Here is a 19,485-nt window from a genome sequence, read left to right on the forward strand (position 1 = left end):
GGGTAACTCCAGTTATTCTATGTCTTCATAGTCATCATAGTGATGCACCAAATCTTCAAAACGGGTATATTTACCGATAAAGGCTAAGCGTGAGGTACCAATGGGGCCATTACGTTGTTTACCAATGATGATTTCAGCTTTACCTTGATCATCACTGTCTTCGTTGTAAACTTCATCCCGATAGATAAACATAATTAGGTCAGCATCTTGCTCGATGGCACCCGATTCACGCAGGTCTGAGTTGACAGGACGCTTGTTAGGGCGGTTTTCTAGACTACGGTTCAGCTGTGATAGAGCCACAACTGGGCACTTAAGTTCCTTAGCTAGCGCTTTCAAGGAACGAGAAATTTCAGAGATCTCTGCTGTACGACCTTCCGTATGACCTTTAATCTGCATCAGCTGCAGATAATCAATCATAATCATACCCACGCTACCATGCTCACGAGCAATACGCCTAGATCTGGTGCGTATTTCAGTGGGGCTGAGGGCAGCACTGTCATCAATATACAAGGGCTTATCTTTTAATAAGTTAACTGCACCCGTTAACTTAGGCCAATCATCTTGTTCCAATTTACCCGTGCGCATGCGTGTGGCATCAATCCGCCCAAGAGATGACAACATACGCATCATCAACTGTTCAGCAGGCATTTCCATACTAAACACTAAGATTGGCGCATCGCCAATCACCGCTGCATTTTCAACAATGTTCATGGCAAAGGCCGTCTTACCCATTGAAGGACGACCTGCGACAATAATTAAATCAGAATTTTGTAAACCAGCGGTCCGGTTATCAAGATCAGTAAAGCCCGTGCTTATGCCAGTGAGCGCACTTTCAGACCTAAACAGCAGGTCAATGCGTTCGACAGCCCCTTTGAGAATGGGATTAACATATCGAGGTCCACCCTCTTTTGGACGGTCCTCAGCAATTTCAAATACTTTACGCTCAGCTTCATCCAATACGTCTCCCGATGAACGGCCATCAGTATGAAAAGCAGAATCAGCGATTTCATTGGCGACACCAATGAGTTGGCGCAATATAGCCCTTTCACGCACAATATTGGCATAGGCGGTGATATTAGAGACGCTGGGCGTATTTTTAGCGAGTTCACCAAGGTAGCTCAAGCCACCAGCATTGGCTAATTCATCGATACGGCTCAACTCTTCTGACAGGGTCACCACATCGATGGGCCTAGAATCACCGATTAGCTTGGTCATTACGCGGAAGATGAGTCGATGATCTTGGCGGTAAAAATCCACTTCTGCAACAGCCTCAGACACTTGGTCCCAAGCCATTTCATCCAGCATCAAGCCACCTAACACAGACTGTTCGGCTTCCAGAGACTGAGGAGGCACCTTGAGTGCATCAAGTTGTGGGTCGGACTTAAGTAGGTTTGAAGCTGGTTGCATTAAAGTATCGATTTAATAATGTGATTACTCAACTATGATAACCTTTACTACAGGCACAAAAAAGCCCCTTTAATGGGGCTTTTTAAAATTGCTTTCTGCTTACGCCGATCTGATCACACTAGGCACATCAAAGGTCTTAGATTTCTTTACTGCGCCCGTTATGAACTGAGCAAAGTTTTACTCAGCAACAAGCGCTACAGTGACTTGTACAGTAATGTCACTGTGAAGTTGAATAGCAACAGCCGTTTCACCCAATGCACGCAACGTACCTTCAGGCAGACGGATTTCAGTCTTATCAACCGTGTGGCCAGCTTCCAAAAGCGCTGCTGCGATTTCGTTGGTACCAATTGAACCGAACAGTTTACCTTCTTCACCAGCATTGGCAGCGATAGTGACTGTTAACTCACCCATTGCATCTGCACGGGCTTGAGCAGCAGATAACTTTTCAGCAGCAGCTGCTTCTAGTTCTGAACGACGAGCTTCAAAAGCCTCTACATTGGCTTTATTGGCAGGTACAGCTTTGCCAGTAGGAATGAGGAAGTTACGGCCATATCCAGCTTTGACTGAAACAGTATCGCCCAATGCACCTAACTTACCAATTTTTTCCAGCAGAATTACATTCATGTTTAATTCCTTAATTTGCTCAACATGTATACACGAAGAGTCTAATTCTATTTTTTAACCCTAACTGGCAAACGTTGCCGCAACTTGAACACACTGTCCAAGGTGGCTAATAATGCCAATATAGTAAAGACCACCGCGCTTGAAAGTAGCAATGCTAAATAGATTGCGAACAGCCAAGCTTGGCCTAATTTTAATTGTTCAACCAGCCCATGCACTAAGGCTAAACCTGCAAATAATAATGGGATCGATAACACGAATAGCCACTGTGTCATATCGGTTACATTACTTAAGCCAAAGACAGCCAAAGCGAGTGTTCCCGTAAGCCAAAGGGGCAAACGTAACTGGTGAAACTCAGTTTGAAAACCACCTGGGTTAAACAAAGCCGCCTGCCACCAGCGTGCCAACACAACACAGGCTAACAATATAGCCATATGCACTGCACCTAACACACCTTCCATGAGGGTTTGCAGTAACTCCTTATCCACATTTTCAGGCAACTTTTGTTGCGCTTCCAGTTGGATTCCAGCTTCAGCAAATGCCACCATTACATCTTGCAAGTAACTTGCCAAAATAGGCATAGATACGATTGCTGCGACTAAGCTAGCCACCAACACATAGGCCCAAGAGGCACTATAGCGAAGGACACTGGCCAAACCTGCTGCCCCAATTAAGGTTAAAGCAGGTGTCGGATCACCATTACTCCACCAAGCTATGGCAGGTAGTAGGCTCCACATAAAAACCTGAGCACCGTCTCGATAACCTTTTCTTAAGATCACCAGAGCCACAAGTGCTGCGCTTATCCAAAACAACACTGGAATAATGGCAAACAAAACAGCAACCATAGTTGCTTGTTTGTTACCACGCATGGCGTATTGAGCTAGTTTGCGCATCGGTTAATACAGCTTACTGATGCGCGTCAGTATAAGGTAGCAAAGCCACATAACGAGCGCGCTTAATAGCAGTAGAAAGCTGACGCTGATAGCGTGCTTTAGTACCCGTAATACGGCTAGGTACAATTTTGCCAGTTTCAGATACATAGCCTTTTAGGACTTCGATATCTTTATAATCAATTTGAGTTACACCTTCAGCGGTGAAACGACAGTACTTACGACGACGGAAAAAACGTGCCATGGTCAATATCTCCAGTTAATTATTCAGCTGCTGCTTCGGCTGCTGATGTTTCTTCAGCTTGGGCTTCTACTTGCGGAGCTTCAGTTTGCGGAGCGTCTGCTAGAGGAGCGTCTGCTTCAGGAGCGTCTGCTAGAGGAGCATCTGCTTCAGTGGCATCGGCACGAGGCGCGCGTTCTTGACGACGACGATCTTCACGACTTTCAGCAGCTTTAACAGGAGAATCACCTGTTTCTGGCGCTTTCATGCGCACAACCATGTTGCGGATGACGGCATCGTTGTAACGGAAGTTACTGTCTAACTCGTCTAATGCAACGTTTGAACATTCAATGTTCATTAGTACATAGTGAGCTTTGTGAATTTTGTTAATTGGATATGCCAAGTGACGACGGCCCCAATCTTCTAAACGATGAATGACGCCACCATCAGCTTCGATAGTCGCAGTGTAACGCTCAATCATAGAGGGTACTTGTTCGCTTTGGTCAGGATGGACCAAAAAGATAATTTCATAATGACGCATTGCTGCTCCTTATGGGTTAAATAGCCTTAAGCGTTTAGTAGGCCGTTATTGGCCTACCACCTTAAAGCAAGGAGGAAAATCACACCTAAAAATGTGATGGCGCATTATACGTAAAGTTTTCATAAGTCACAAGTTTAGGCCCTTTTCGCAGTTAGATTAGGTATGACATTAGATGTAACTAAAGGGCTCACAATTCACTTACGCTGCATCAAGAATTTAAACACCAATACTTTACTCATTACTACTCACATTTTCGAGACTAAGAGGGGCGCTGACTGCTATATTAACAGCCCAGCGTATGTATTAAACGCTACCCTGAAATGCCCGAAGTGCACTCAGTTTGTGCCTCCAAAATAGGCTAGGCGTTAACGGTTGCTAAACACAAAACATGCTCACCCTGGCAAGAAAATCAATACTAAAATGAGATAACACCATGTGGAACATTTACTTATCTGGCGAAATACATACAGACTGGCGCGAGCAAATTATCAGTCGTTGTGAAGCCCTCAAACTACCTGTGAATTTCTCATCTGCCATTACTAATCATGCAGCCAGTGATGCCGCTGGTGACCACTTAGCAGATACAGCGACTAGCTTTTGGCGTGACAATCAATCGGCTAAAGTGAATGCGATCCGCACAAAGAATCTCATTGCCCAAGCTGATATCGCTATCATTCGATTTGGTGATCAGTATAAGCAATGGAATGCCGCTTTTGATGCTGGCTATTGTGCGGCCATGGGTATCCCCTTTATCACCTTGCATAGCGAAGATATAGTGCATCCGTTGAAAGAGGTGAATGCTGCAGCAATGGCTTGGGCGGCAGACGTTGATCAAATCATCACCACCCTGACCCATGTGACTCAGCAGTGATCAGTGACTGCTTTAAATAGCTGAAGTGCCGCCCCCTGAGATGAGTAGCTGAATAGGGATGAGGTAAAACTATACTCATCATGGTTCATGTCCCATGCATGCCTATCGTATTTTAGCTATCGCTAATACCACTGAGAATTTTATAAGGAAGCATTAATGAGCCAACACTCTGGCCACTTAGGTACGAAGCCCATCCTTGGGTTGTTTTTTGGTATGGCTGCACCTATCGCTGTGGGCATGATGGTACATGGTCTTTACAATGTCGTTGATGCCATTTTCGTAACCCGTGTTATGGGTGTTAATGCCATGGGTGGCATTTCCATTGTATTTCCAATTCAAATGTTTATTTTTGCTTTGGCCACCTTGGTGGGCAGCGGCATGGCCTCTATCGTTGCTCGGCAACTCGGTGCAAAGCAGGAAAATGCAGCCAACACCACCATCGATATGGCTTTTCGTTTTGGCTTAGTCATGGCCCTTGCCCTGACTTTGGGCATCTACTTTAATATTGATGCGCTACTTGAAGTTTTAGGTGTTTCAGAAGCATTGTGGCCCTATGCATCGGCTTATCTAATGCCTTTGGTCTTGTTTAGTTTTCCCATCGTACTTATTAGCAGCGTCCCCAGCGACCTTCTTAGAGCTGAAGGTAAAGCCATGTTAATGATGGCAAGCATGGTCTCATCTGCACTTTTGAATATTGTTTTAGATGCCCTATTTATCTTCGTGCTCGGCATGGGTGTGGAGGGTGTTGCCTATGCCACTGTATTGGCTCAAATTTTTGCTATTGGGCTCATGTTGTACTTTATTCTGGGGGGCAAAACACAGTTAAAGTTACGCCCATTTGCTTACGCCATGGATTGGATGATTGTTAGAGATATTTGTTTATTGGGTGTACCTATTTTGATTTCCCATGCTGGGGTATCTGTTTTTATAGGCTTAACCAACTACTCCGTCACCCAATTTACTGAAGTTGATAGCGACTTGTATGTGAGTGCTTATGGTCTTATTGGCCGTTTAATGATCTTTTTTATCTTGCCAGCCATTGCCATGACCATTGCCTTTCAAACCATTGCAGGTTACAACTATGGCGCTCAACAGTATGATCGGGTGCTTGCCATGGTTAAACTTGGTATCTTTTCCAGCCTAAGCTATGGCTTCTGTGTGAGTGCCATAATGCTCTTAGTGCCTGAACTCATCATTGGAATATTTACCCAAAACTCAGCCCTTTTAACCACTACTGCTAGCATTGCCTTTTGGTCTTTTTTGTTGTTTCCTCTATCCAACGCACACAGTCTCATTAGCTCTTTATTTCAAGCCCTCGGTAAGGCTCGTCAGGCGATTTTTCTATCGTCATTAAGAATTTATATAGTGCTGATTCCTGCGCTGCTGATTTTACCCAAAATTTATGGCATTGATGGTATTTGGTACTCATTTCCAGTGGCCGACGTCACGGCTTTTATCGTGGTGATTTATTTTGCGTTGCGAGAGCGAGGCAACCTTATACGTCTCAATTTAAAGCCCCAACCAAGCCAACCCACCCCGAGAGGTTAGGACTCAAAAAATAGCCATATGCGATGTTGATATTGATGATTTAATAGATAAGGAAAAAGATTAAGATGATTTTGATATTATGGATTTTAGGCATTGTCATAGTCGCTTTGCTGGTGCGCTTACTGCTAAACAAAGCCCCCACTCATGGCAAACCTTTTTTATTGCGCGCTGGGGTAGTAGCGATCTTGTTGCTTGCTGTTGGTCTAGGGCTGAGCGGTTTATGGCCAGTAGCTATGAGCCTGCTAGGGGGATTGGTTGTTTATGGTCGACCATTAATGCGCGCTTTTGGCATCTGGCAAATGATTAAACGCTTTCGTCCTAAAATTAAAGACAGCAGTGGCGGTGGCAGCAGCGGCAGTAGTAATGCCTCTGTTATGGATAAACCTCAAGCTCGACAAATTTTGGAGGTGGGTGATAATGCAAGTCATGAAGAGATTTTATCAGCACACAAACGATTGATGGCCAAAAACCACCCTGATAAAGGCGGTAGTACCTACATTGCTAGTCAGATTAATCAAGCGAAAGATATTTTACTCAAGGACTAATTTTTGTTGCCCATTAGGTTACCAAGACGGCTCGAAGCCAGAGGCCTATGTGCGCTGGCGTACCGCTTCAAATAAGCACACGCCTGCCGCCACAGACACGTTAAGGCTGCTCACCTCTCCTGCCATAGGAATTTTAACCAATTGGTCGCACCCTTCCCGAGTGAGTCGTCGCATACCATCTCCTTCGGCACCCATAATTAAAGCCACAGGACCTTTGAGGTCGACTTGGTGGATGTGCTGGGTCGCTTCACCCGCTGTGCCAGTAATCCATACCCCAGCGTCTTGCAAACTTTTGAGGCACCGAGCTAGATTAGTCACCTGCACAAAGGGCATAGTCTCTGCAGCACCACAGGCGACTTTGCTTACGGTGCTATTAAGTGAGGCCGATTTATCTTTTGGCGCTATGACAGCATGCACACCTGCAGCGTCTGCTGTGCGCAAGCAGGCTCCCAAGTTATGGGGGTCCGTGACGCCGTCAAGAATCAATAAAAAAGCAGGTACCTGCAAATTTTCTAGCAGGTCCTTAAGAAAGCCTTCGTCCTTAGCTGGGTTGGGAGTGCAAGCGGCGACCACGCCCTGGTGACGTCCTTTGACCTTGTTATCCAGTTCACGGCGGGGCATGATTTGGCATTCAATGCCCTGCTCATCTGCCAACCCTTTAACTTGATTTAAGCGTTGATCTTCACGACCTTCTTGAAACCAAACTTCCTGCACCCTTTCTGGGTTGCGTTGTAATTTGGTTTGCACTGCATGAATGCCAAACACGTACTCAACATTAGCCATAATTAACCCGTCTCAAATACCTTATTTTGGTACCGTTTTTTTACGGCGAGGCTTTTTTGCACTTGCAGTTGGCTTACCCTTTTGATCGAATAAAGGTCCACCTGCTTGACTATTTGCAGACTTTTCAGCATTGGTTTTTTTGGATTTTGGTTTTGCTTTGGGCTTAGATTTAGGCTTTGGTGGCGCATCAGCCAACTCAAAGTCAATCTTCTTCTCATCCAGATCTACTCGAACCACCTGTACTTCAATAGTGTCACCCAAGCGGAAACTTTTGCCGCTGCGCTCTCCTTGGAGGCAGTGCTTTGCAGCATCAAAGTGATAATAGTCACCTGGTAATGCACTAATATGCACCAGACCTTCTACATAGACGTCTTCCAGTTCAACAAACAAACCAAAGCTGGTGACGGCGTTAATAGTGCCATAGAAATAATCACCGATATGGCCTTGCATGTACTCACACTTCAGCCAGCCTTCTACATCCCAAACTGCAGCGTCAGCTCGTCGTTCTGCAGTTGAACAATGTTCACCAAAAACCACAACATTGGCTGTGGAATAGGGATACCAAGGTGAAGCGGGTTGCTTTTGGGTGGCTGTTATTCGCTTAACATAACGGCTCGATTGCTTACTCTGAATCACACTACGTATAGCACGGTGAACTAATAAGTCAGGATAGCGACGAATAGGTGATGTAAAGTGCGCATAGGCTGGGTAACCCAAACCAAAGTGACCTTCGTTTTCTGGGGTGTAAACGGCTTGACTTAAAGAACGCAACATCACCGTTTGCACTAGATTTGCGTCTGGCCGATCTTTAATAGAACTCAACAAAGCTTGATAGTGCTTGGGTTGAGGTTCATCACCCCCTTTTAAAGACAGACCCATTTCACCCAGAAAACCACGTAAGTTTTCTAGCTTACTAGGCTTAGGCCCTTTATGGACGCGAAACAAACCATCTAATTTATGCTTCTCTAAGAACTTGGCAGTGCTAACATTAGCTGCCAGCATACATTCTTCAATGAGTTTATGGGCGTCGTTACGGTGCACTGGCACGATCGCATCTATTTTACGATCTTCACCAAAAATGATGCGTGTTTCTTGAGTTTCAAAATCAATTGCTCCACGTGCGTCTCGAGCTGAGCGCAAAGCAGCATAGAGTTTGTGCAATTGGTCTACGGGCTTAACTACATGATCATATTCTTGCCGCAGTGGCAAGCATTGCTCATCATTTCCATCAAGCATAGCTCCCACTTTGGTGTAAGTTAAGCGCGCATGAGAATGAATGAGCCCCTCATAAAATTGGTAACCGCCCAGTTTGCCGTTGCCACTAATGGTCATTTCACACACCATAACCAATCGATCAACATGGGGGTTAAGAGAACATAAACCATTGGAGATGGCTTCTGGTAGCATAGGAATTACGCGTTCAGGGAAATATACTGAAGTTGCGCGCCGATGAGCTTCTGCATCTAAGGCTGTGCCAATGCGCACATAATGACTCACATCTGCAATCGCGACGTATAAACGCCATCCACCAAGGGTTCTTTTTCGGCAATAGACTGCATCATCAAAATCGCGGGCATCTTCACCATCAATAGTGACAAAAGGCATATCACGCAGGTCAATACGATTTTGCTTATCTGCCTCAGTGACTTCTGCTTTGAGTTGGGCTGCTTCATTACTGGCCTCTGCGGGCCATTCGTGAGGGATTTCATGGGTGCGAATGGCAACATCAATCTCCATACCCGGAGCCATGTGCTCACCTAAAATTTCCGCCACTTCCCCCACTGCCTGGTTACGTTTATTAGGCTGGTGAGTGATACGCACTGTGACGTATTGCCCATGCTTGGCTTGCAACACATTGTCGTTGGCAATAAGAATATCTTGGCTAATCCGTTGATTATCTGGACGCACAAAACAAATGCCGTTTTCTTTGGTCAATCGGCCTACAACTTGCTGGGTATTATGTTCAGTCACTTCAACAATGGCACCTTCGCTGCGGCCCTTGCGGTCGATACCTGTAATGCGCGCGAGCGCTTTGTCACCATCAATCACAGCGCGCATCTGGCGGTGGCTAAGGAATAAATCATCCCCGCCTTCTTCTGGCCTTAAAAAACCAAAGCCATCGCGGTGACCAATAATGCGACCGTGAATCAGATCCATCTTTTTAATGGCACCATAGGCACCTTTACGATCACTGATTAGCTGACCATCACGTTCCATAGCACGCAATCGACGGCGCAGTGCTTCCACGTCCTCAGCCTCAAACAGAGCCAGTTCAAAGCTAACTTGTTTAAGCGTTGCTGGACCGCTGCGGTCACGCAAGTGGTCCATAATGAATTCACGACTGGGAATTGGGTTGTCATACTTCTGCGCCTCACGTTGAGCGTGTGGATCGTCTATTTGTGTCATTTTTTCCTAGTTGCCAAAAGAATGGCGTTTTACAATTGTTTCAATACGATCTGGGCCAGTGGAGATAATGTCCACAGGCGCTTCGATCAAGACTTCAATACGAGCGATATAGGCCAAAGCAGCAGCTGGTAATTGCGCTTCTGTCTGCGCCCCTACGGTCGATTCTGTCCAGCCAGGCATGGTTTCATAAATGGGGGTAACTGCTGCAAATCCTTCAGCATCACTGGGGCAAGATACTGCATTACCCTCACTATCATGATAAGCCACACATAATTTAATTTCTTCCATACCATCCAATACATCTAGCTTAGTCAGGCAGATACCTGAGACGCTATTAATTTGAATCGCATGTTTAAGGGCCACCGCATCAAACCAACCACAACGACGCCCCCTGCCTGTGGTCGCACCGAACTCATGACCACGCTCGGCTAGGCCTGCACCGAGGCCACAAAATAGCTCTGTGGGGAATGGACCGCTGCCAACTCGAGTCGTATAGGCTTTGGTAATACCCAAGATATAATCCAAGTACAAAGGTCCAAAACCAGATCCAGTGGCTGTGCCACCTGCTGTGGTGTTGGAGGAAGTCACGAAGGGATATGTGCCGTGGTCAATATCCAATAGGGTACCTTGAGCGCCTTCAAATAAAATATCTGCTCCAGCCCGACGTAAGTCGTGAATTTCTGCAGTCACATCTGTGAACATGGCTTTAATTTGCTCTGCTTGTGCTAAAGCGGTAGTTAACACTTCGTTATAATCTAATGGCTTAACTCGGTAGAAGTTTTGTAACACAAAATTATGATAAGTCATGACTTCTTTAAGTTTGGTAGCAAATCGCTGAGGGTCCAACAAATCACCTAAGCGTAGGCCACGACGGGCAACCTTGTCTTCGTAGGCGGGTCCAATCCCACGTCCGGTGGTGCCAATTTTTTCCTCGCCCCGAGCAATCTCTCGGGCCTGATCTAAGGCCACATGGTAAGGCAGAATTAATGGGCAAGCGGTACTAATACGCAAACGGTCACGCACAGGAACGCCACGCTCTTCCAAGCCTGCCATTTCTTTCATTAAAGCGTCCATGGCAACCACAACACCATTGCCAATAAAGCAGGTGACTGTATCACGCAGGATACCTGAAGGAATCAAATGTAAAACGGTTTTCTCACCGTCAATGACCAATGTATGACCCGCATTATGACCACCTTGAAAACGTACCACTGCCGTGGCCTGATCTGTGAGTAAATCCACGATCTTACCTTTGCCTTCATCACCCCACTGGGTGCCTAAAACGACGACATTCTTACCCATAATTTTTTGCTCTAGTTAATGACTGCCAAACGTGAAATCACGCATAATTAAATTCGTAGTTTATAATAGCAAGCTATCTAAACTTTAGGTGTTGCGACTAGAATCCAAACACTATCTTGCCATACCAATTGACGAGCGCAGTTTGCTGGCACTGGGCTATCACTTAGCTGTGCCAACACACACTCACCTTGCTGACGTAATTGGGATTGCATTTCCCAAAGGCTTTGACGCTGTGCAGGAGTCAATTCAGCTTCAATGGGCATTAAAATAGCATCGGCTTGCTTAACAGGCACCTCAGATAATTCTGATAACACCTTTAAGTCAGCACTAAACCCAGTGGCTGGGCGAGCTCTGCCAAAAACACTGCCGATATCATCATAACGACCACCATTTGCAATAGCTTGTCCAAAAGCGGGCGTGAGGGCAGCAAAAACAACGCCTGTATGGTATTCGTATCCCCGTAGTTCAGCCAAATCTATGTACAAGGTGACTTGTGGGAAACGAGCCTTCACCGCCTCTGCCAACTCTCGCAGATACCTAATGGCTGCAGAAACTTGCGCAGACACATTGCCAAATATTTCTTCAGCCTTCTGCAAAACAGTGGTTTCACCATATAAGCGAGGCAATTGAGACAATATTGTTTTTGCCTCATCTGTTAAATCCATGGCTGCAATCAATTGGTCTATGTCTGCGACCGCTTTGCTTTGGAGCAAATTAAATAACTCTTTTTCATCATCGTCAGCTACGCCAATGGCTTCGATTAGACCACGGTAGATACCCACATGGCCCAAATCTAAAGTAATGGGATGTTTAATGCCAACACTCATGAGCGTCTCTATCATCAGGCTAATGACTTCAAGATCGCTATCGATCCCCGCATGCCCATAGAGCTCTGCACCCACTTGCAAAGGGCTACGAGAAGCCAATGGGTTGGCTGCACTGGTGTGGAGTACCGTGTTAGAGTAACACAAGCGGTTGATCCCATCACAGGCAATGCTGTGAGCATCAATGCGGGCTACTTGAGGGGTAATATCTGCTCGGATACCCATGGTACGTCCAGTTTTTTGATCTATCACCTTAAATGTGGCTAAATCCAAATCGTCGCCAGTACCAATTAATAACGAATCAATGTATTCGATCAGTGGCGGCATCACTAAGTTGTAACCCCATGCTTGGTATAGATCAACCACAGTTCGGCGCAGGCCCTCTATCCGAGCAGCTTCTGGGGGCAGCACTTCTTTTACGCCATCTGGCAATAACCAACGATTTACACGACTCATTTGAGTTCCTGATACTTAAACATTGCTTTAATCATCGCACTAAGAGCAGCAAAAAAAGGCCTAACAACATACTTGCCAAGCCTAAAGCTCGCATATTGCGGTTACTTATCTGAGCTAACCTAACCACTAAGTTACGCCATCGTTGCGGGTATAAAAAAGGCAAAATACCTTCTATAATTAGCATCAAACAAAGTGCCACAAGTAAGTGTTGAATCAATTCATTCATGGTTTTTTACTAATGCTTCAAACACAAAAAAACCGAGCATCATACGGTCCTGCGCGGGCCCTACTTCTCGGTTACGCTATGTTACTTGTTTTAGCCGCAAATGACTAGCTTTTCAGCTGCAAAGGTAGGCACTAAAAAGGCCCTCGAAGGGCCTTTTATAACTCTATAATAGCTCGCCAAAGACTTACTTCAAAGTCGACTGGTTCATGTACTTAAAGAATTCACTATCGGGTTCAAGCAGCATCACGTCTCCACCAGCTCCAAAAGTTTTACGATAAGCATCTAAGCTGCGGTAAAAACTATAGAATTCTGGATCTTTATTAAACGCTTTAGCATAGATTGCAGCCGCTTTGGCATCACCATCACCACGAACAAGTTCAGCATCACGGTAAGCGTTCGCTTCGATGACAGTCTCTTGGCGATCTGCATCGGCACGCTTGCCTTCAGCAAACTCTTTACCCTTTGACCGGATTTCGCGGGCTTCACTCTCTCGCTCTGTGCGCATGCGGCCATAAACAGATTCGCTCACTTCTTGGGGTAAGTCAATGCGCTTCACACGCACGTCAACTACCTCGATGCCAAATTCTGTTTTAACCAGTTGGTTGAGCTCTTCAAGCAGTTCAGCCATTAATTCATCACGCTCTCCAGACACCACCTCAGTTAACGTTCGTTCGCCAAACTGGTTACGCAAGCCCGTATCTACCCTGGATGCCAACAATTTAGCTGCAGTAAACTCATCGCCAGACGTCGATGTGTAATACACTGCCACATCATCGATACGCCACTTAACGAAGGAATCTACGATCAACGCCTTCTTTTCTAGGGTGAGGTATCGTTGCGGACGCGCATCCAATGTCAGCACGCGCGCATCAAAGATACGCACCGTGTTTACAAAAGGAACTTTGACATGGAGGCCGGGTTGAATATCAAACTGCACCACCTCACCAAACTGTAACATGATCGCGCGTTCTGTCTCCTTCACCACAAATAATGTAGATGAAGCCAGAACTAGCGCCACAAATAAGCCAATTAAGGTTACTAAAGTACGAGTAGCCATATTAACGAGACTCCCTTGAAGCTGAACCGCCCTGGGTTAACTGCTGAATCACCCGGTTGGTAATTTCGTCCACCATACTGGAAGACCCCCTACCAGAGGCACCTGTTGCAGCACGCATAGACTGATTCTGCATGATTTGATCTAGTGGTAACACCATCATATTATTACCACCCTCTACGTCTACTATGACCTTTGAGGCGTTAGAAAGTACATCTTCCATAGCCACTAGGTAGAGACGCTCTCGGGTCACTTCTGGCGCTTTCTGGTATTCAGTTAGCAATTTGGTAAAACGAGTTGCCTCACCTTCGGCACGGGCTACTACTTGCTCACGATAGGCTTGCGCCTCTTCACTGACCCGTTGTGCACGACCACGCGATTCTGGCACGATGCCATTAGCGTATGCTTGGGCTTCGTTTTTAACACGCTGCTCATCTTCTCGGGCCTTAATAACGTCATCAAAAGCATCTTGAACCTGCGAAGGTGCAGCTGTATTCTCGATGTTGACCTTAATGACTTCTAAGCCAGTCCGGTATTCGCTCATTAAACTTTGTAATCTGCGTTCTATGTCTACGGCCAAAAGAGCACGACCTTCGGTTAGCACAGAGTGCATTTCTGAACCACCCACAACATGACGCAGAGCGCTTTGAGTCGCTTGTAACAAGCTACTATCTGGCTCCCTAACTTCGAGCAAGAAATCTTTAGGGTTAGACACAATGTATTGCACCGACAAACCCACCTCAACAATATTTTCATCTTCGGTAAGCATCAAAGCACGATTTTCAACGTTCCGCACTGCAGTCACGTTAACTTTGGTGACGTTGTCAACTAGGGGCGGATTCCAATGCAAACCCGGCTGCACAGTTTCACTGAACTTACCTAAGCGCAAAACCACAGCTCGCTCTTGCTGGTCCACGGTATAGAAACCCATTCCCGCCCATAAAACTAAGACAATAGCGGCGCCAAAACCAATAATTTTACCTGTTGGAGCGGGGGTATTACCACCTGAACCAGAGGTATTTTTATTACCAGAACCACCAAATAGGCCATTGAACTTCTCAATCAACTTACCTAATGCTTCATCTAAATCAGGTGGTCCCTGATCTTGTCCATTTGGACGGCGGTTGCCACCCCATGGGTCTTGGTCTTTACCGTTATTACCCGGTTCATTCCAGGCCATAATCTTCTCCCGATCACTACAGTTATTAAATGACTTACGAATCCCAAGGATTTGCTGGTTTGCCTACAAAAGGCGTTGCATCCATCCCTATGCGACTCAATATTTGTAAAAAATCCCGCTTTTGCAAGCGCACGTCCAAGATCATATGGCCTTGGTCGTTAATACCTTCTTTTTCCACCGCGTCTAAAGCAAACAGCTGAGCTCTCAAATTTCCATGCTGGGGTTCCAACACAATTTGTTGAGCAAATAACTCACCACCTAAACGCTCACTAATGGCCTGCACCAAAAGATCAACCCCTTCTCCAGTTAAGGCACTCAGCCAAACCCTTCTTGGCACGCCATAACCATCTCGGTCGATACGTGCGGGGCAATCATCTAACATATCAATCTTGTTGTATACTAACAGATGAGGCAGATCATCAGCACCAATTTCTGCCAACACAGAGTCCACTTCTTCAATATTGTCGTCTCTTTTCTCGTCATGTGCGTCGATCAAATGCAACAATAACGTGGCTTCTGCCGTTTCTTGCAACGTAGCACGAAAGGCGTCTACGAGCTTGTGGGGCAAATGGCGAATAAAGCCAACAGTGTCTACTAAGATAGTGGGGCCAACATCTTTAATTTCAAGGCGTCTGAAGGTCGGGTCTAACGTAGCAAACAATTGGTCTGCAGCATACACTTGCGCTACTGTTATGCGGTTAAACAAACTAGATTTTCCCGCATTGGTGTAACCCACCAAAGAAATCGTTGGAACTTCAGCCCGACGGCGAGCTCGTCGCCCCTGCTCACGCTGTTTTCGCACCTTACCCAAGCGTTTCAATATAGTGTTAATACGCACTCGTAACAAACGACGATCAGTTTCTAACTGAGTTTCGCCCGGTCCGCGTAAACCGATACCACCCTTTTGCCGCTCTAAGTGAGTCCATCCTCGAACTAAACGGGTGGACATATGTTCTAACTGAGCCAACTCAACTTGCAATTTACCCTCATGGGTACGGGCTCGTTGGGCAAAAATATCAAGTATCAAGCCTGTACGATCCAAAACTCTGCACTGCAATTCGAGCTCTAAGCTTCTTTCTTGGCCTGGGCTTAACGCATGATTAAAGATGACTATTTCAGCCTCGTGCTGTTGTACCGCCAACTTAATCTCTTCCACCTTACCAGACCCAACATAAGTTTTTGGATGCGGAGTCGCACGCGATCCACCAATGGTTTGTAAGGGATCTGCACCAGCAGAATAAACCAACTCTTTTAATTCATTAGCGTCTTCGCGCTCTCCTTCTTGACCCATTTCTAGATGGACAAGAATCGCACGTTCGCCTGCTTGGTGACGTTCAAAGAACAATATGATCACCTAAATCAAATCGAGCACCTTTTGGTGCTCGTTGGGGTTTCAGAAAAAGCATCAAAACTATTCTAGTTCATCTTCTGCTGGCATTTTAACTGGCCGCGATGGCACAACAGTCGAAATAGCGTGCTTATAAACCATTTGAGAGACTGTGTTTTTCAATAAAATGACAAACTGGTCGAAGGACTCTATTTGCCCCTGTAACTTAATCCCGTTGACCAAAAAAATAGAAACTGGTACCCGTTCTTTGCGTAATACGTTTAAGTAAGGGTCTTGTAGTGTTTGCCCTTTTGACATGATAGCTCCTTGTGTCATTAGTCTAACTTTAAACTTCAACTTCATTGGATAATGCGTAAATACACCATTAGATGCAAGGCGTTTTACGTAGCCTTTACGCTAAGCCTCTATTCTATCGAATAATTGCAAAACTTTGAATGTTAATTTTGTATCTAGGCTATTAAATATGTTGAGGTCTGGCCAACTTCGTAGCCAGGTTAGCTGCCTTTTGGCTAATTGCCGAGTCGCAACGATACCTTTGTACTGCATGGTTGGGTAATCGTATACTCCAGTCAAGTGCTGCCACATCTGACGATAACCCACGCACCGCATAGATGGTAAATCGAGGTGCAAGTCCCCGCGCGCTATGAGGCACTCCACTTCGTACTTAAAGCCTTGCTGCAACATTATTTTAAAGCGTTGCTCAATCCGTTCGTGCAACACAGACCGCTGTGCCGGCCAAACTCCAACGGATGTCACTTGATAGGGCAACCGCTGTTGCTTTTGCTTAGACCAATGGGTGGTTAAAGTTTCTCCACTGAGCAAGAAGACTTCCATAGCCCGCGTAATGCGCTGTGCATCAGCAGCGTTAATGCGTGCGCCAGACTCAGCGTCAATGGCACTTAAACGTAAATGCATCGCACTTAATCCATAGTCGTCTATGTCTTGCTCTAACTGCTGCCTCGTGGCAGGGTCTGAGGCAGGCAATGTTGCCAAACCGTCCATCAGCGCTTTGTAGTACATCATGGTGCCACCTGCCAATAAAGGCACTTTGCCACGGGCCGTAATTTGAGCCATCAAGTCTAGAGCATCAGCACGAAACCGAGCCACTGAATAGGCTTCCAGAGGGTCACAAATATTAATCAGATGGTGTGGTGCCGTCTTTAAAGTGGCGGCATCTGGCTTGGCACTGCCAATATTCATACCTTTATAGATCTGTGCTGAATCCACAGAAATAATTTCACAGGCTCGCTGTTGCACCAACTCTATAGCGAGGTCTGTCTTCCCTGCCGCAGTGGGACCCATTAAAAAAATAGCAGGCGGCAACTGATCAGCTGCAAGCTGAATTGAAGACACTAATTACTGCCCTCGCATAAATAACTTGTCTAACTCAGATAGACTTAACTGAGTCCATGTAGGGCGCCCATGATTGCATTGACCACTGCGCTCCGTAATTTCCATGTCTCGCAACAACGCGTTCATTTCGACATGATTAAGTCGACGGTTAGCCCGCACCGCCCCATGGCATGCCATGGTGCCTAAGAGTTCATTATGAGCAGCCCTGATGCGGTCACTGCTACCATAGGTAACGACATCTGCCAATACATCACGCACCAGTTGTTCAACATTAGCATGTTGCAACAAACTCGGTACTTGCCGCACCAGTATATTTTCACTGCCAGCCCTATCAATGACAAAACCTAGCTCAGCAAATAGCTCTTGCTGAGTCTCAACTTGATCGGCCTCGCGGGAACTCACAGCTATGGAGATGGGCACTAATAAAGGCTGCGCTTTTATACCCTGTTGGGCCCAAGAAATTTTCATTTTTTCATAAACAATGCGCTCATGAGCAGCATGCATATCTACTAATATTAAGCCTTTAGCATTTTCAGACACAATATAAATGCCATGTAACTGGGCCACAGCGTAACCCAAAGGAGGTACTTGGCCAGCCTCTATTGCAGCACCCTCTGACGTATTTAGGTCTCCATGCAAGCTTGCATACACTTGAGCCTGTTCCTGCATTTGCCTTGGAGAATATTGATTGAAAGAAGCACCCTGCCAAGGCATAGGCTGCATGGCTGGTGCTGCAGGGTTACCTGCTGTTTGGCCCAAGTCTACTTGAGTTTGACCTGCAAACACCCCTGTCTCAAGCCCCTGTGCTGGCATTGCCGCCTGTTCCTGCATCACCCCCAACTGTTCAATTCCACCCCCAGTTGGCGTTTCTGGTCGAACCTGAGCCAGGGCTTTATGTAAACTCCGAAAGATAAAATCATGCACTAGGCGACCATCACGAAACCGCACTTCGCTTTTAGTAGGGTGGACGTTCACATCTACATTGGCTGACTCAAGCTCTAAATACAAAACAAAGGCTGGGTGACGGCCGTGGTAAAGCACATCACGGTAGGCCTGACGAACAGCATGGCCTACTAACTTATCACGCACTACGCGGCCGTTGACAAAAAAGTACTGCAAGTCCATTTGGCTTCGAGAAAAAGTGGGCAATCCAACCCACCCCCATAACCTTAAACCGGGTGCTTCCATTTCTATATGTAAAGCTTGTTCTATGAAGGCGGGTCCGCACACACTAGCCACACGTTTTTCTTGCGCTGCTTGGGTATCTGCTGGACGTAAGCTGTGAATCACTTTTTGATTGTGCTTCAGACTAAAAGCCACGTCAAAACGACTTAAGGCCAGACGTTTTAGCACTTCTTCTAAATGACCAAACTCCGTTTTTTCTGTGCGTAAAAACTTTCGCCTAGCAGGGGTGTTAAAAAACAAGTCCCTAACTTCAACGCTCGTGCCTATAGGATGCGCAGCAGGCTGCAATTGTGCCTTCATATCGCGGCCTTCAGTGATCACCTGCCAAGCGTTGTCTTGACCCTCAATATTGGATGTTAAGGTTAATCGGGATACCGAACTTACACTTGCTAGCGCTTCTCCCCGGAAGCCGAGACTTTTTACTGATTCTAAATCGTCTAAACTAGAGATTTTACTGGTTGCATGTCGACTCAGCGCCAACTCAAGATCTTGTTCACCAATACCGCTGCCATTATCACGCACCCGCATCAGCTTTACGCCGCCTTGTTCTGCTTCGACATCAATTCTTGTGGCTTTAGCATCAAGACAGTTTTCCAACAGTTCTTTTATGACTGAAGCTGGCCGCTCTACCACTTCACCGGCAGCAATTTGGTTGGCCAAACGAGGACTTAGTTGATGGATTTTTGCAATCATTGGGGACTCGTAATCAATAATGGACAGGCCAA

At 46.1% G+C, this 19,485-nt stretch carries 18 protein-coding genes and 1 pseudogene; 3 read left to right on the forward strand and 16 right to left on the reverse strand.

All coding sequences use genetic code 11. The annotated features are described in order from the left end of the window. Positions 1-12 precede the first annotated feature (12 nt). The 5 genes and pseudogenes from dnaB to rpsF form a co-directional block, all read right to left on the reverse strand. Positions 13-1,407: a replicative DNA helicase gene (gene dnaB, locus ABXT59_RS11175; RefSeq protein WP_443636194.1), complete on the reverse strand. Its 1,395-nt coding sequence runs from the start codon at positions 1,405-1,407 to the stop codon at positions 13-15. A 177-nt stretch (positions 1,408-1,584) separates the two neighbouring features. Continuing rightward, on the reverse strand, positions 1,585-2,031 hold the full coding sequence (rplI, locus tag ABXT59_RS11180; RefSeq protein ID WP_443636195.1) for a 50S ribosomal protein L9: 447 nt from the start codon (positions 2,029-2,031) through the stop codon (positions 1,585-1,587). Positions 2,032-2,078: 47 nt separating this feature from the next. Beyond that, complete coding sequence (locus tag ABXT59_RS11185; protein ID WP_443636196.1) at positions 2,079-2,921, reverse strand: hypothetical protein; 843 nt, start codon at positions 2,919-2,921, stop codon at positions 2,079-2,081. Between the two features lie 13 nt (positions 2,922-2,934). After that, positions 2,935-3,162 carry a 30S ribosomal protein S18 gene (gene rpsR / locus ABXT59_RS11190; protein WP_046482048.1) on the reverse strand — a complete coding sequence of 76 codons (228 nt, stop codon included), beginning with the start codon at positions 3,160-3,162 and terminating at the stop codon, positions 2,935-2,937. Between the two features lie 169 nt (positions 3,163-3,331). Continuing rightward, a pseudogene (rpsF, locus tag ABXT59_RS11195) lies at positions 3,332-3,679 on the reverse strand (30S ribosomal protein S6); the annotation flags it as partial. A 433-nt stretch (positions 3,680-4,112) separates the two neighbouring features. Between rpsF and ABXT59_RS11200 the strand changes: the two are divergent. The 3 genes from ABXT59_RS11200 to ABXT59_RS11210 all read left to right on the forward strand — a co-directional run bounded on the left by ABXT59_RS11200 (position 4,113) and on the right by ABXT59_RS11210 (position 6,643). Beyond that, entirely contained in the window at positions 4,113-4,550 is a 438-nt protein-coding gene (locus tag ABXT59_RS11200) for a YtoQ family protein (RefSeq protein ID WP_443636197.1), read from the forward strand. Positions 4,551-4,706: 156 nt separating this feature from the next. After that, positions 4,707-6,098, forward strand: a complete 1,392-nt coding sequence (locus ABXT59_RS11205) for an MATE family efflux transporter (RefSeq protein ID WP_443636198.1) — start codon at positions 4,707-4,709, stop codon at positions 6,096-6,098. Positions 6,099-6,163: 65 nt separating this feature from the next. Then, positions 6,164-6,643 (forward strand): hypothetical protein, encoded by a 480-nt coding sequence (locus ABXT59_RS11210; RefSeq protein ID WP_443636199.1) that lies wholly within the window; start codon positions 6,164-6,166, stop codon positions 6,641-6,643. Positions 6,644-6,688: 45 nt separating this feature from the next. Here ABXT59_RS11210 and rlmB read toward each other — a convergent pair whose 3' ends face one another. The 11 genes from rlmB to mutL form a co-directional block, all read right to left on the reverse strand. Further along, positions 6,689-7,426: a 23S rRNA (guanosine(2251)-2'-O)-methyltransferase RlmB gene (rlmB, locus tag ABXT59_RS11215; protein ID WP_443636200.1), complete on the reverse strand. Its 738-nt coding sequence runs from the start codon at positions 7,424-7,426 to the stop codon at positions 6,689-6,691. 21 nt (positions 7,427-7,447) lie between these two features. Beyond that, positions 7,448-9,832 carry a ribonuclease R gene (gene rnr / locus ABXT59_RS11220; protein WP_443636201.1) on the reverse strand — a complete coding sequence of 795 codons (2,385 nt, stop codon included), beginning with the start codon at positions 9,830-9,832 and terminating at the stop codon, positions 7,448-7,450. A gap of 6 nt (positions 9,833-9,838) precedes the next feature. Then, positions 9,839-11,134 carry an adenylosuccinate synthase gene (locus ABXT59_RS11225; RefSeq protein WP_443636202.1) on the reverse strand — a complete coding sequence of 432 codons (1,296 nt, stop codon included), beginning with the start codon at positions 11,132-11,134 and terminating at the stop codon, positions 9,839-9,841. 77 nt (positions 11,135-11,211) lie between these two features. Then, the gene (locus ABXT59_RS11230) at positions 11,212-12,414 is read right to left on the reverse strand and encodes an ATP phosphoribosyltransferase regulatory subunit (protein ID WP_443636203.1); all 1,203 of its coding nucleotides are present in this window, start codon (positions 12,412-12,414) and stop codon (positions 11,212-11,214) included. A gap of 31 nt (positions 12,415-12,445) precedes the next feature. Further along, positions 12,446-12,640 carry a DUF2065 domain-containing protein gene (locus ABXT59_RS11235; protein ID WP_443636204.1) on the reverse strand — a complete coding sequence of 65 codons (195 nt, stop codon included), beginning with the start codon at positions 12,638-12,640 and terminating at the stop codon, positions 12,446-12,448. A gap of 184 nt (positions 12,641-12,824) precedes the next feature. After that, a complete protein-coding gene (gene hflC / locus ABXT59_RS11240; RefSeq protein WP_443636205.1) occupies positions 12,825-13,697 on the reverse strand; it encodes a protease modulator HflC in 873 nt (290 codons plus the stop codon). Between the two features lies 1 nt (position 13,698). Then, positions 13,699-14,874 (reverse strand): FtsH protease activity modulator HflK, encoded by a 1,176-nt coding sequence (gene hflK, locus ABXT59_RS11245; protein ID WP_443636206.1) that lies wholly within the window; start codon positions 14,872-14,874, stop codon positions 13,699-13,701. 34 nt (positions 14,875-14,908) lie between these two features. Further along, positions 14,909-16,219 carry a ribosome rescue GTPase HflX gene (gene hflX / locus ABXT59_RS11250; protein WP_443636207.1) on the reverse strand — a complete coding sequence of 437 codons (1,311 nt, stop codon included), beginning with the start codon at positions 16,217-16,219 and terminating at the stop codon, positions 14,909-14,911. A gap of 66 nt (positions 16,220-16,285) precedes the next feature. After that, entirely contained in the window at positions 16,286-16,519 is a 234-nt protein-coding gene (gene hfq / locus ABXT59_RS11255; protein WP_443636208.1) for an RNA chaperone Hfq, read from the reverse strand. A 99-nt stretch (positions 16,520-16,618) separates the two neighbouring features. Further along, on the reverse strand, positions 16,619-17,575 hold the full coding sequence (miaA, locus tag ABXT59_RS11260) for a tRNA (adenosine(37)-N6)-dimethylallyltransferase MiaA (protein WP_443636209.1): 957 nt from the start codon (positions 17,573-17,575) through the stop codon (positions 16,619-16,621). A gap of 3 nt (positions 17,576-17,578) precedes the next feature. Further along, a complete protein-coding gene (gene mutL, locus ABXT59_RS11265; protein ID WP_443638606.1) occupies positions 17,579-19,450 on the reverse strand; it encodes a DNA mismatch repair endonuclease MutL in 1,872 nt (623 codons plus the stop codon). Between the last annotated feature and the right edge of the window lie 35 nt (positions 19,451-19,485).

It is taken from the genome of Candidatus Njordibacter sp. Uisw_058 (genome assembly GCF_047730065.1).
Taxonomy (GTDB): Bacteria; Pseudomonadota; Gammaproteobacteria; order Pseudomonadales; family Balneatricaceae; genus Njordibacter.

Bases quoted from the DNA above. Each gene is read 5' to 3' on its own strand.
- dnaB (WP_443636194.1), bottom strand. From the start codon at position 1,407: ATGCAACCAGCTTCAAACCTACTTAAGTCCGACCCACAACTTGATGCA.
- rplI (WP_443636195.1), bottom strand. From the start codon at position 2,031: ATGAATGTAATTCTGCTGGAAAAAATTGGTAAGTTAGGTGCATTGGGC.
- ABXT59_RS11185 (WP_443636196.1), bottom strand. From the start codon at position 2,921: ATGCGCAAACTAGCTCAATACGCCATGCGTGGTAACAAACAAGCAACT.
- rpsR (WP_046482048.1), bottom strand. From the start codon at position 3,162: ATGGCACGTTTTTTCCGTCGTCGTAAGTACTGTCGTTTCACCGCTGAA.
- ABXT59_RS11200 (WP_443636197.1), top strand. From the start codon at position 4,113: ATGTGGAACATTTACTTATCTGGCGAAATACATACAGACTGGCGCGAG.
- ABXT59_RS11205 (WP_443636198.1), top strand. From the start codon at position 4,707: ATGAGCCAACACTCTGGCCACTTAGGTACGAAGCCCATCCTTGGGTTG.
- ABXT59_RS11210 (WP_443636199.1), top strand. From the start codon at position 6,164: ATGATTTTGATATTATGGATTTTAGGCATTGTCATAGTCGCTTTGCTG.
- rlmB (WP_443636200.1), bottom strand. From the start codon at position 7,426: ATGGCTAATGTTGAGTACGTGTTTGGCATTCATGCAGTGCAAACCAAA.
- rnr (WP_443636201.1), bottom strand. From the start codon at position 9,832: ATGACACAAATAGACGATCCACACGCTCAACGTGAGGCGCAGAAGTAT.
- ABXT59_RS11225 (WP_443636202.1), bottom strand. From the start codon at position 11,134: ATGGGTAAGAATGTCGTCGTTTTAGGCACCCAGTGGGGTGATGAAGGC.
- ABXT59_RS11230 (WP_443636203.1), bottom strand. From the start codon at position 12,414: ATGAGTCGTGTAAATCGTTGGTTATTGCCAGATGGCGTAAAAGAAGTG.
- ABXT59_RS11235 (WP_443636204.1), bottom strand. From the start codon at position 12,640: ATGAATGAATTGATTCAACACTTACTTGTGGCACTTTGTTTGATGCTA.
- hflC (WP_443636205.1), bottom strand. From the start codon at position 13,697: ATGGCTACTCGTACTTTAGTAACCTTAATTGGCTTATTTGTGGCGCTA.
- hflK (WP_443636206.1), bottom strand. From the start codon at position 14,874: ATGGCCTGGAATGAACCGGGTAATAACGGTAAAGACCAAGACCCATGG.
- hfq (WP_443636208.1), bottom strand. From the start codon at position 16,519: ATGTCAAAAGGGCAAACACTACAAGACCCTTACTTAAACGTATTACGC.